The organism is Flavobacterium sp. WC2421 (genome assembly GCF_040822115.1).
GTDB lineage: Bacteria > Bacteroidota > Bacteroidia > Flavobacteriales > Flavobacteriaceae > Flavobacterium.
Genome location: NZ_CP162004.1, coordinates 3425662 through 3437504, shown reverse-complemented (window position 1 = coordinate 3437504; position 11843 = coordinate 3425662). Strand labels below are relative to the sequence as shown.

The window sequence follows — 11843 nt, the reverse complement described above, 5'->3', positions numbered from 1 at the left end:
CAATTGTGATTTCTAGTTTGTTTTTTTATAGCTCCAAACTGCAAATCCGTTAATAACAAAAGCATAAAAAGCAATTATAAAAAAAGGAGTGGAAATTTCGCTAAAAGTAGCTCCTTTGAGCATTACCATTCTAATAATCTCCACAAAGTAGCGTATTGGGTTGAATAGGGTGATTTGCTGTGCCCAGTTGGGCATGCTTTCAATTGGAGTGAATAATCCGCTCATCAAAATAAAAATAACCGTAAAAAACCAAGCGATGAACATGGCTTGTTGTTGGGTTTCGGTATAATTAGAAATAAACAAACCAATACCAAGAATAACTAATAAATAGACCGAAGTAAATAGGTAGATTAAGCCAATATTCCCTATTATAGGAATGTGAAATACTAATCTTGCTATGGTCAAGCCTACCGTTAAAATAAGTAATCCTAAAACCCAAAATGGAAACAGTTTTCCTATAATGAATTGGTGTTTTTTAATAGGCGTCACGTTGATTTGTTCCAAGGTTCCTATTTCTTTTTCACGAACAATATTCATGGCGGATAGGAAAAGTGTAAGCATCGTCACTAATAAAACTAAAATCCCCGGAACCATAAGAGTCTTGTAGTTTAAAGTATTATTAAACCAGAAAGAGGGAATTGTAATAATATTTTGAGGCTGTATGTAGGATCCCTCATTGTATTGATACAATTGGCTTTGTATTTTTTGATTGTAACTGGCTATAATTTGAGAGATATAAACATTTTCTACGCCGGCCGCAGCTCCATCTATGGCATTGATGCTAACTGAAAGTGTCGATATTTTGTCGGTTATTAAATTGCGTTCAAAATGATTTGGAATTTCTAAGATGACATCAACTTTACCCTTTTGCATTTGAAGATTGGCCTCTTTTTTTGAAGGAAAGTCATCAATAATATTGAAATAATCAGAAGATTGAAATTTACTAATCAATTCCCTTGAAGCAGCCGTATGGTCACTGTCAACATAGGAAAATTTAATGTTTTTTACTTCAAAACTTGCTGCATTGGATAAAATTAATAATTGTATAAATGGCAAAATAAATATAATAGGCAACATGGCTTTATTTCTAAAGATTTGTCGGAACTCCTTTTGTATGATGAATAATATTGTTCTCATTTTTTATTTTTTAGCCCTGGTTGAAGTGGAAATCCTTTTCTCTCGTTTTTTTAAGAGAGAAAAGATTGAAGCGTAAAACAGGAAATAGCTCCTAAAACTTATTCTAATCTTATTTTATATTTTTTAATGCTTAATGCAATGAAAAATACGGTCATTACTATTAAAATCAGTGTTTCTTTCCAGACGATAGCAATAGAAGCGCCTTTGAGCATTATTGCTTTTATAATAATGATAAACCACTTTGCAGGTATAATGTTACTGATGATTTGTAAGGGCAGAGGCATACTGGAAATAGGAAATATAAATCCAGATAATATAATTACAGGCAACATTAATCCCATCAATGAAAGCATCATGGCAGTTTGTTGTGAAGCAGAAATGGTTGAAATTAATATTCCTAATGAAAGTGCGGTGATAATGAATAAAATACTCTCTAGTGCCAATAGAAATAAGCTGCCTTGGAGTGGCATTCCAAATACGAAAATACCTAAGGTCAATATTACAATTGCGTTTACAATAGACAGGAAAATATAAGGAAATACTTTGCCAAGTATGACTTGTAAAGGATTTAGTGGCGAGACAAGGAGTACCTCCATTGTGCCTAATTCTTTTTCGCGAGTGATTGAAATGGAGGTCATCATTGCCGAAACCAGCATTAATATCACCGTCATTACCCCAGGAACAAAGGTGAAAACGCTCTTGAGTTCTGGATTGTAGTACAGTTGAGTTTGGGTTTGTATTTGATAAGCAGGTTGGTTTATTTTATTGATTTCTTGCAGGTAATTTTGCAAAATGGCATTGATATAATTGGTAATTGTATTGGCAATATTGGGATCAGTGGCATCCGTTATGACTTGTACTTTTGCTAATTTTTTGGTTTGTAAATCTTTAATAAAATGGTTTTGAAAAACCAAAACGGCTTTTACTTTTCCTTTTTTAAAGATGGATTCAATCTGAGTTTCACTACTAATTTCTTGTTCGATATGAAAGTAGGGAGAAGCACTGATTTTATTGATTATTTTTTGAGTTTCGGTATCTTTTGATTGATCCAGAATAGCAATATTGACATTATTGATTTCGTTAGTAATAGCAAAGCCAAACAGCATAATTTGGGCAATAGGCATCCCAAAAAGGATAAACATGGAGCGTTTATCTCTAAAAATATGGTAGAATTCTTTGGTTACAAAACCGATAAATCGTTTCATTTTTTTTGTTTTACTTTCTACTTCTCTTTACTCTTTACTCTTTGTTCTTATTCAATATTCCGCGCTAATTTTAAAAATACTTCATTCATAGAATCCACATTATACTGTTTTTTCAAATTTTTCGGGGTATCCAGCGCTTCGATTCTACCTTCCACCATGATAGAAACTCGGTCGCAATATTCGGCTTCATCCATATAATGTGTAGTTACAAATAGGGTAGTTCCTTTGTGTGCTTCTGCGTAAATCATTTCCCAGAATTGCCTTCTAGTAATGGGATCCACACCGCCTGTAGGCTCGTCTAGAAATACAATTTTAGGTTCGTGCAATAAAGCGACTGAAAAAGCCAGTTTTTGTTTCCAGCCCAATGGCAGCGAACCAACCAGTTTATCAGCAACGGCTTCAAGTTGTAATTCTTGAATCAATTGATTTGTTTTTTCTTTGATTTGCGTTTTGTTCAATCCATAGATTCCACCAAAAAAAGTGATGTTTTCCTTTATGGTTAAATCATCATACATTGAAAATTTTTGACTCATATAACCAATACTTTTCTTCACCATTTCTGAATTGGTTTTGACATCATAACCAGCTACGATTGCTTCTCCTGAGCTGGGTTTTGAAATTCCTATAAGCATTTTCATGGCAGTGGTTTTACCCGCACCGTTTGCTCCTAGAAAACCAAAAATTTCTCCTTTATTCACTTCAAAAGTAATAGCGTTCACTGCGGTGAAAGCACCAAATTTTTTGCTGAGGTTTTTTACAGATATGATTTTTTCTTGGCTCAAAACTTATTGATTTAGGTTGGTTAAATCCATAAATACATCTTCGATTGTAGTTTTTGAAATTTTTATTACAATGTCTTGATGATGATTATTATGCAAATATTTTTCTAATTCCTGCGTATCGAAAAATTCGTTTTTATCAATGTAATGAATGTATTCCCCAAAGACAAAAACACTGTATTGAGTTGAATAATTTTTTAGATCTTCGATAAGTTGGTAGGTGTTTTTTGCCTGAACAGCATATATTGTTTTTTCATAGTTGTCAATAATGTTTTGTGGACTGTCAATTTTTAAGATACTTCCTTTTTGGATCAATGCAATTCTATCGCACAAAGCCGCTTCGTCCATGTAGGGTGTAGAAACAAGAATGGTGATACCTTTTTGTTGTAATCGTTTCAACATTTCCCAAAACTCTTTTCTAGAAACGGGGTCTACACCAGTGGTAGGTTCGTCGAGAAATAATACTTTGGGTTTATGAATTAATGCGCAACATAAAGCCAATTTTTGTTTCATTCCGCCCGAAAGTTTTCCAGCGCGTCTGTTTTTAAATGGGGCAATCTGTACGTAAATCTCTTTGATGATATCGTAGTTTTCTTCAATTGTAGTACCAAATATGGTGGCAAAAAAGTTAAGATTTTCTTCTACAGTCAAATCTTGGTACAACGAGAATTTTCCAGGCATATATCCTACCACATTCCTTATGGATTTATAGTCATTAACAACGTCAAAACCAGCTACAGTAGCAGTGCCTTCATTGGCAAGTAGGAGTGTAGTGAGAATTCTAAACAAGGTTGTTTTTCCGGCGCCATCAGGTCCAATAAGTCCAAACAATTCCCCTGTCTTCACTTGAAAAGTAATGGAGTCCACCGCAACAGTTTTTTGGTAGGATTTTGAAATATTTTGAACTGAAATACTCACGTTACAAAGGTTTTAATTGGAAAATTGCTTTTACATTTTTACTACAAACTGTTAGGACTTATGGTGTGATCCACATTTCGGCAGGCATTCCTATTTTAAGACTACCATCATTGACTACAGTTACTTTTACAGCATAGACTAAGTTGACGCGTTCTTCTTTGGTTTGGATGATTTTTGGGGTAAATTCTGCCGAAGCTGATATCCAAGAAATGGTTCCGCTGTAATTTTTCATTGCTGATTCCGCATCAATTTTAACGGTCACTTTTTGACCAATTTTTATTTTTGGTAATTGGGTTTCACTTACATAAACGCGCAAAGTCATTTGGGATATATCGGCTATTTTGTATAAAGGTTTGCCAAATGACGTTATTTCATTTGGTTCCGCATATTTGGCCAGTACCGTTCCTTTTATTGGGTTGATAATTTTACTTTTAAGGATTTGGTCGTCGATTTTTTCAATTTGAACATCGATTGATTTGGCTTCATTTGTGATAGGTGCATTTTGTGTTCCTACACTTTTTATCTGCTCTTTTAAGACATTTACTTTCCCGTCAATCTCGTCTACTTGTCGTTTTGTGGCCGCATTTTCGGCATACATGTTTTCAATTCTTTTTTTCTCAATCAATGTCGTTTTTAATTGCTCTAGCAAAACTTGCTCTTGCGATAAAACATTTTTAGATTTTGAAACAATCGTATTTCTAGAGGCAATTAGTTGTTGCTTGTTCAAATACAATTGTATGGTGTCTACAAGGCCTATCTGGATGTTTGGTTCTAGGACAGCTCCTTCTTCTACATTTAGAAAGGTTAATTTTCCATTGGTTTCTGCTGAAATGGTCGTTTCGGTAGCTTCAAAGTTTCCGTATCCATCTGCTTTGTCATCACTGTTATTGCAAGAGAACAAAGAGCCGAAAATCAATAATGTTAGTATTTTTTTCATTTTAGTTTTGGATTGTGAATTGTAATTATGAATTGAATGTGCAAAGCGGATAATTCAAAATTTATAATTCATCATTTATAATTATATTTTAACCCTTTTATAACTTGATAATTTGCATTGAAGTGAAAAGTCATTTTCAAGTTATAATCCTTTTATAACTTGGTAATTTGCCTTGGCTAAAGCCAATTGAATTTGATGGAGTTTTTCATTTGTTTTGGCTTCAAATAAATTGGTTAGTTCGACTACATATTCGGATGCTGTGATGACTCCGTTTTTTAGTTGAGCATCTGATGATTTGACTACATATTCCCTCAGCTCAATTATCTCCCCATCGGTAGTAATGACTTCCTCTATTTTCTTGATTTCGTTTACCATTTCCTGCAATTGCAAATTGGTGTTGAGTTCAAAAGTTTCTTTTTCGGTCGTGACAATGGCTTCGGAGATCGATAATGCTTGCTGCTCTGTTTTGGTTTTATTCCAATCAAAAACATTCCAATTGGCTTTTACTCCCAAAACATAGAAAGGTTGAAATGAATTGTCAAGCATGTTAAGTCCTGGATTTCCATAACCAGCTTGTCCAAAAGCATTTACTTTGGGTAAATTGTTTTTTAAAAGTATATTTTTCGAAAGGTTGATTTGTTCGTTTTGTAAATCAAATAGTTTTAATTCAGGTCGATTATTTTGGGTGTCGAAAGTGCTTACTAAATTTGGTTTTAGCAAAGTCACTTTTTCATCTATAGTTGAATAAGTGAGTGTCGATAGGCTTTCGAGTGCTTTACTTTTGTCAAAGCGAATTTCAACAAGTTGCTGTTTAATCTTTAGTTTCTCTGCTTCTAACACTTTTTCGGATGCAGGAAGGATAGCACCAAACTTTACTCCTACTTTTATCTCCTTAATTTTCGAGTCTAATTGTTCGTTTTTGGATAGCAATAAGGCAGCACGTTCTTGCAATAATAAGGTAGAGAAATACAATTGATTGATTCTAGTTTTCAATTGGTATAAATTTACTTCAACTTGTTGTTGTTGGGTTTTGGTTTGTGCTTTTTTAATTTTGGTGTTGGCATCGATCAAACCTCCATTATACAATAATTGATTGATGTCTAGGGTCGCTTTGTATTGGTCTTTGTTGGGAGGATTTACAGTAACGTTTGGTAATTTAATGGGTAATTGTGTTACTGCAGATTGATAAGTAGCTTGTGCATTCAAATCCATTTTTGGAAGTTTTCCTGTATTGAGCACTTGAGTATCTAAATTGGATTTTTGTTGCAACAACTCATTTTGTTTGGCTAATGGGTAGTTTTTATTGGACAAAGTGTAACAGTCTTCTAGTGACAACGTTTGTTGTGCAACAGAAAATAGAGGTATTGCAAATAGTAGGACTAGCAAGAGTTTTCTCATTTTTTTATCGAATTTATTATTTGTTCTGCTATACTGGTTTTTCTTTTTTCCATCATTTCATTGAACTCCTGATCAGTGATATGTAATATTCCTTTTACCATCATTTGTGCTGCAAATGGGAAAACCGTCATAGCGAATATGTCTAATACTAGTTGTTGGGGATCAACTGGTTTAATGATTCCATCGGCTATTTCTTTTTTGATTTGGGATATCAGGAGCGTAGGGTTTGGTGTATTTTTATTTTTAAGAAATGTTTTTACAAATTCAGGGTTGTTATTCATTTCCTGAATAATAAATGGAGGCAAAAAAGGGTTGAGTAGTACAAATGAAATATAACTGTGTGTAAACTGCGTGATTTTTTCAAAAACGGTTTCCTCGGAATTAAAAATAGCATTGATTTGTGGAGCCAATTGACTAAATGCATTCATGAATACAGCTTCAAAAAGCAGCTGCTTGTTTTTAAAACAATAATGTAGCATGGCTTTATTAATACCGGCTTCGTCTGCAATTTCTTGCATACGAGAACCAGCAAATCCCTTTTTTTGGAATACGATTCGGGCTGCATTAAATATTTTTTCTTCGGTGGTCATTTCGTTTTAACTTTTTGGTTTAACCACTTGGTTAACAAAGGTAGAAAAAAAAAGTAATCGCAATTACTTTTTTTCATTTTTAATAAACATATTAAATATTAATCCTCCCATCAAACTGCCATATAAAGTGGAATTGAGAGGTTTGGAGGTGATAGCGCAAGTCCCTGATGCGCAACCTATAAAAAAATAATATAAATAACCAGCTATGGCACCAATACCTATTCCTATCACAGTGAGAATGATTGCTTTTTTTGTCATTGATTGCTTTTTTCTAAAATGATTTTAATAATATCATTTTTTTGTAAAACACCTGATTGTCTCCATAATTGTTTTCCGTTTTGGAACAATATCATAGTAGGTACGCCACGTACTTGATATTGTGAGGCTACTTGCTGGTTTTTATCGACATCAATTTTAATAATTGAAATACGATCTCCTAAGTCGTCTTTTACCTCTTTTAGAATAGGACCTAGCATTTTGCAAGGCCCACACCAAGTGGCAAAAAAATCAATTAAAATTGGTTTTTCGGAATTTATAATTTTGTCAAAACTACTATTCATTTTTACTTTTTTTTAAGGGTGAAACTTCACATCCATTTAGACTACAACCTGTATTAAATGCAGCTTGAAATAAGAAAAAGAGAGCAATAAATCCAAATAAAATTTCGTGGTATTGAATTGCTTGCTGTACAAAGAAAAGACCAATTACGAGACGAATCCAGCGCATGGCATGCCAATTTGTATAGAGTAATTGTTTCATTTTTAAATTTTTATAATGCTGTATTTTTCATCATAAGAGACAATTTCTTGCAACTGAGAAACAGGTATTTCATTTTTACTTACGATCAAAACTTCAGCAAAATTAGTGCTCATACTTACGTTTTCGACTCCGTTTAAATCTTTGAATTGTGTTGTTACGGTATTCATGCAGCCACTGCACGTTATTCCTTTGAATTCATAGAGATTTACTTTTACTTTATTGTTTTTCTTGAATTCGATAAACAATTCTGAATTGGCTCTGGGAGCAATCGAATTTGGAGCAACGTCCATTTTTAAAAAGTCAAACGCATTTTTAAAAAGTAATTCGTATTCCTCTTTACTTCCACCAAAAGGAGGACTTACCTCAAATGTTCTATTGAATAATAATCCAGCTATGATGCCATTATGGGCCAAAAGCTGGTGCATTTTCCAAACGTATTTTTGGCGCATCGTTGGTGGTAAAGCACAAAAAAAGGTTTGTTCTAAAATTAAATCGTACGTTCCTTTATGTTCAAAAAAGTCACCTTGAATGATTTTTATATTTGAATTGTTTTCAAATTTTTGTTTTAACTCCTGTACTAATGTTGGTGCTATATCAATGACAGTAATATTGGTAAAACCGGCTTGCAATAGGTATTCTGCTTCATATGTGTTCCCGCAACCAGGAATTAATATACTACTATTTTTATTTTCTAAAGTGTCAACATACTCCTTAATTGGAGGAGACACTTGTCCTAAATCCCAACCCGTAGTTTTGGCTTTGTATTGTGCATCCCAATAGTCTTGATCTAGTGGTCTATCACAAGATACTACACAACAAGAATCGGTACTTTTGGATGTGTTTTTTATTGTATTCAAAATTGATTGGTTTTATTTATTGCTTATTTTCTCTTGTATTAATTCCAAACGGGGTATATAAGGGACAAAAGCTAACAAAGCTGGTAATTAAAAAGATAACGGCAAATGCGCCTAAAACTAATGCTAGTGTACCGCTAATTACATTGGTGAAATATAAAATTGCAATTACAGCCGCTATAATTCCTCTAATTATTTTATCGATTTGACCCATATTTTTTTTCATGATATCCTATATTAATTAGTTAAAAAATGCATTCGTTATCTATAAAATTACAATATAAATATTTGATAATCAATATAATTGAAATAAATTATAAGGTTTTACTTTGACAAACAAAATTTGTTTTTGGTGTATCTGTTTTTGCAATCGCATTAAATCCGCCTTCAATTTCACAGAAATTTCTAAACCCTCTTGCTTGTAAAATGGAAGCTGCAATCATAGAACGGTATCCACCAGCACAATGAAGGAAAAAAGGTTCTTTAGGATCAATATCTTTCACCCAATCATTGATGTTTACTAATGGCTTGCTATAGGATTCGTCAACATGTTCCGCAGCATACTCGCTGTCTTTTCGAATATCAATTACCTTGCTTTCGCCAATTTTTACTTTTTTGGCAAATTCATCTGCTGTGATTCTATTGACAGTATCAATTTCTTTTCCTGCTTTTGCCCAAGCTTCAAAACCACCATCTAAATGACCAATTAAATTATCAAAACCAACACGGCTTAAACGAGTCACTGATTCTTCTTCTTGTCCAATTTCGGTAACTAGAATTATAGGTTGTTTTACATCAGCAATTAGCGCGCCTACCCAAGGTGCAAAATCACCTTCGATGCCAATGTTTATAGATTGCGGAATAAATCCTTTTGCAAAAACGCCATTTTTTCTAGTATCTAGAATTAGGGCACCAGTATCTTCGGCAACAGCCTCAAAATCGATAACTTTGATGGCTCTCATACCATTGTTTAAAACGGTTTCAAAGCTTTCATATCCTTGTTTATTCATGGCTACATTCATCCCAAAATAGGCTGGAGGAGGCAGCAAACCGTCAGTCACTTCTTTGATGAATTCTGCTTCGGTCATATTTGCTCGTAAAGCGTAATTGGTTTCTTTTTGGTTACCAATCGTACCTACCGTTTCCTTACTCATGTTTTTCCCGCAAGCACTACCTGCACCATGTGCTGGATAAACAATAACATCATCAGATAAAGTCATCACTTTGTCTCTCAAGGAATGATATAATGTTGCAGCCAATTGTTCTTGCGTCATATGAGCCGCTTTTTGGGCTAAATCTGGTCGTCCCACATCACCAATAAATAAGGTGTCACCAGAGAAAATAGCGTGTTCTTTTCCGTTTTCATCTAGCAATAAATAAGTTGTACTTTCCATGGTATGTCCAGGAGTGTGTAATGCTTTTATTTTAATAGCTCCCAATTCGAAAATTTGCCCATCAGTAGCTATAATTGCTTTAAATTCAGGTTTTGCTGTAGGTCCGTAAACAATAGGTGCTCCTGTTTTTTTACTTAAATCAACATGTCCTGAAACAAAATCAGCGTGAAAATGGGTTTCAAAAATATATTTCAATTTTACATTATCTCGTTCTAGGCGATCCAAATAAGGTTGTACCTCACGAAGAGGGTCAATTATAGCGGCTTCTCCATTTGAAGTTATATAATAAGCACCTTGTGCTAAACATCCTGTATATATTTGTTCTATTTGCATGATATATTTTTTTTAATCTATTACAAAGATAATTCTTGTATTTGTATTTAAACGTGACTAATGTTACATAAAGTAATTTAAAATTAGAAATAAATAATTTTACCATAAAACGTAACAAATAGTGGGTGAGAAAGTAATATTATGTTGGGCTGCTACGGTTTTAATTGGTTAAATTTGCGAGTATTTTACAACATAAACATCAGTATGGAAGAAATGCTTTTTTACGATCGAATGCAATTTGCATTTACGATTACCTTTCACTATCTCTTTCCCCAATTAACGATGGGACTTTCCTTAATCATTGTTTATTTTAAATGGAAATTTCTACGAACGAATGAGGAACATTACAATAAAGCCACTCATTTTTGGATGAAAATATTTGCTCTTAATTTTGCTATGGGGGTCGTTACAGGGATTCCAATGGAATTTCAATTTGGTACAAACTGGGCTAAATTCTCTGAATTGACAGGGGGGATTATTGGACAAACATTGGCAATGGAGGGAATGTTTTCCTTCTTTTTAGAATCATCATTTTTAGGGATGTTTCTTTTTGGCGAAAAAATATTAGGACACAAATGGCATTTTGTCACTGGATTGCTTATTTGTTTAGGATCATGGGCCAGTGGCTTTTTAATAATTGCTACCCATTCTTGGATGCAAAATCCAGTGGGTTACGAGATCTTGGCTAATGGTAAATTTGTACTTAATAATTTTGGTGCTTTATTTACAAACCCTTGGATTTGGCCTTCTTATTTGCACAATCAAGCGGCTTCCATGGTTACAAGTTCTTTTGTAGTTTCTAGTATTGGCGCTTTTTATATTTTAAGTAAAAGGAGTGAATTTTACGGAAAATTATTTTTGAAAACAGGAATTATTTTTGGGTTGATTTCTAGTATAGTAGTTGCTGTTCCTACAGGGGATTTATTAGCAAAAAATGTAGTGAAATACCAGCCTGTAACTTTTGCTGCAATGGAAGGGATTTTTCATACAGAGAAAAAAGGAGCTGAGATTGTTTTAATTGGGCAGCCTGATGTAAAAGATAAAAAATTAGATAACAAGATTGCAGTACCTAATGTTTTAAGCTTTTTGACTTACGGTAGTTGGAATACAGAGGTAAAAGGATTGGATCAGTTTGATGAAAAAACACATCCTACTAATATTTCTGGACTTTATTATGCCTATCATATTATGGTAGGTTTGGGTACCGTTTTTATAGGTTTAATGGCAGCTGCAGTTTTTCAATTATTTAGAAAAAAACTTTTTGTAACCCACTGGATTTTATGGTCGTTGCTTTTTATGTTGCCCTTCCCTTATATTGCTAACACAACGGGATGGTACACAGCTGAATTAGGAAGACAGCCTTGGTTAGTATATAATTTATTACGCACAACAGCAGGAGCATCGCCTACGGTTTCTTCAGGAAATACGTTGTTTACCCTACTTGGCTTCGTAGGTTTATATTTACTTTTGGGTTTACTATTCTTATTATTAGTGGGGAAAATTATTAAAAACGGTCCAGAAACAAAAAAAATATAAGCT

The 11843-nt window shown here is 33.6% G+C and carries 14 protein-coding genes; 1 reads left to right on the top strand and 13 read right to left on the bottom strand.

The annotated features are described in order from the left end of the window. Positions 1–12: 12 nt before the first annotated feature. From AB3G33_RS14670 to AB3G33_RS14610, 13 genes are all read right to left on the bottom strand, one after another. Positions 13–1137, bottom strand: coding sequence for an ABC transporter permease (locus AB3G33_RS14670; RefSeq protein WP_367770907.1), 1125 nt, complete (start codon positions 1135–1137; stop codon positions 13–15). A 98-nt stretch (positions 1138–1235) separates the two neighbouring features. Beyond that, positions 1236–2342: an ABC transporter permease gene (locus AB3G33_RS14665; protein WP_367770904.1), complete on the bottom strand. Its 1107-nt coding sequence runs from the start codon at positions 2340–2342 to the stop codon at positions 1236–1238. A 47-nt stretch (positions 2343–2389) separates the two neighbouring features. Further along, positions 2390–3124 (bottom strand): ABC transporter ATP-binding protein, encoded by a 735-nt coding sequence (locus AB3G33_RS14660; protein WP_367770901.1) that lies wholly within the window; start codon positions 3122–3124, stop codon positions 2390–2392. 3 nt (positions 3125–3127) lie between these two features. After that, complete coding sequence (locus AB3G33_RS14655) at positions 3128–4039, bottom strand: ABC transporter ATP-binding protein (RefSeq protein ID WP_367770898.1); 912 nt, start codon at positions 4037–4039, stop codon at positions 3128–3130. 58 nt (positions 4040–4097) lie between these two features. Beyond that, a complete protein-coding gene (locus AB3G33_RS14650) occupies positions 4098–4976 on the bottom strand; it encodes an HlyD family secretion protein (RefSeq protein WP_367770895.1) in 879 nt (292 codons plus the stop codon). A gap of 141 nt (positions 4977–5117) precedes the next feature. Beyond that, positions 5118–6374, bottom strand: coding sequence for a TolC family protein (locus tag AB3G33_RS14645; protein WP_367770892.1), 1257 nt, complete (start codon positions 6372–6374; stop codon positions 5118–5120). Beyond that, complete coding sequence (locus AB3G33_RS14640) at positions 6371–6964, bottom strand: TetR/AcrR family transcriptional regulator (protein WP_367754050.1); 594 nt, start codon at positions 6962–6964, stop codon at positions 6371–6373. Before AB3G33_RS14640 ends, AB3G33_RS14645 begins: the two co-directional genes overlap by 4 nt. Positions 6965–7027: 63 nt before the next feature. Next, a complete protein-coding gene (locus tag AB3G33_RS14635; protein WP_367770890.1) occupies positions 7028–7222 on the bottom strand; it encodes a DUF6132 family protein in 195 nt (64 codons plus the stop codon). Then, positions 7219–7524: a thioredoxin gene (trxA, locus tag AB3G33_RS14630; protein WP_367754046.1), complete on the bottom strand. Its 306-nt coding sequence runs from the start codon at positions 7522–7524 to the stop codon at positions 7219–7221. Before trxA ends, AB3G33_RS14635 begins: the two co-directional genes overlap by 4 nt. Next, a complete protein-coding gene (locus AB3G33_RS14625; RefSeq protein ID WP_367754044.1) occupies positions 7517–7723 on the bottom strand; it encodes a hypothetical protein in 207 nt (68 codons plus the stop codon). Before AB3G33_RS14625 ends, trxA begins: the two co-directional genes overlap by 8 nt. 2 nt (positions 7724–7725) lie before the next feature. After that, the gene (locus AB3G33_RS14620) at positions 7726–8580 is read right to left on the bottom strand and encodes a methyltransferase domain-containing protein (protein ID WP_367770888.1); all 855 of its coding nucleotides are present in this window, start codon (positions 8578–8580) and stop codon (positions 7726–7728) included. Between the two features lie 16 nt (positions 8581–8596). After that, positions 8597–8803 carry a DUF2892 domain-containing protein gene (locus AB3G33_RS14615; RefSeq protein ID WP_367754041.1) on the bottom strand — a complete coding sequence of 69 codons (207 nt, stop codon included), beginning with the start codon at positions 8801–8803 and terminating at the stop codon, positions 8597–8599. Positions 8804–8891: 88 nt separating this feature from the next. After that, on the bottom strand, positions 8892–10304 hold the full coding sequence (locus AB3G33_RS14610; protein ID WP_367770886.1) for a rhodanese-like domain-containing protein: 1413 nt from the start codon (positions 10302–10304) through the stop codon (positions 8892–8894). Positions 10305–10508: 204 nt separating this feature from the next. Between AB3G33_RS14610 and AB3G33_RS14605 the strand changes: the two genes are divergently transcribed. Next, positions 10509–11840: a cytochrome ubiquinol oxidase subunit I gene (locus AB3G33_RS14605; protein ID WP_367770884.1), complete on the top strand. Its 1332-nt coding sequence runs from the start codon at positions 10509–10511 to the stop codon at positions 11838–11840. The last annotated feature ends 3 nt before the right edge of the window (positions 11841–11843 follow it).

Bases quoted from the DNA above. Each gene is read 5' to 3' on its own strand.
- AB3G33_RS14645 (WP_367770892.1), bottom strand. From the start codon at position 6,374: ATGAGAAAACTCTTGCTAGTCCTACTATTTGCAATACCTCTATTTTCT.
- AB3G33_RS14670 (WP_367770907.1), bottom strand. From the start codon at position 1,137: ATGAGAACAATATTATTCATCATACAAAAGGAGTTCCGACAAATCTTT.
- AB3G33_RS14625 (WP_367754044.1), bottom strand. From the start codon at position 7,723: ATGAAACAATTACTCTATACAAATTGGCATGCCATGCGCTGGATTCGT.
- AB3G33_RS14615 (WP_367754041.1), bottom strand. From the start codon at position 8,803: ATGAAAAAAAATATGGGTCAAATCGATAAAATAATTAGAGGAATTATA.
- trxA (WP_367754046.1), bottom strand. From the start codon at position 7,524: ATGAATAGTAGTTTTGACAAAATTATAAATTCCGAAAAACCAATTTTA.
- AB3G33_RS14650 (WP_367770895.1), bottom strand. From the start codon at position 4,976: ATGAAAAAAATACTAACATTATTGATTTTCGGCTCTTTGTTCTCTTGC.
- AB3G33_RS14610 (WP_367770886.1), bottom strand. From the start codon at position 10,304: ATGCAAATAGAACAAATATATACAGGATGTTTAGCACAAGGTGCTTAT.
- AB3G33_RS14665 (WP_367770904.1), bottom strand. From the start codon at position 2,342: ATGAAACGATTTATCGGTTTTGTAACCAAAGAATTCTACCATATTTTT.
- AB3G33_RS14635 (WP_367770890.1), bottom strand. From the start codon at position 7,222: ATGACAAAAAAAGCAATCATTCTCACTGTGATAGGAATAGGTATTGGT.
- AB3G33_RS14640 (WP_367754050.1), bottom strand. From the start codon at position 6,964: ATGACCACCGAAGAAAAAATATTTAATGCAGCCCGAATCGTATTCCAA.
- AB3G33_RS14605 (WP_367770884.1), top strand. From the start codon at position 10,509: ATGGAAGAAATGCTTTTTTACGATCGAATGCAATTTGCATTTACGATT.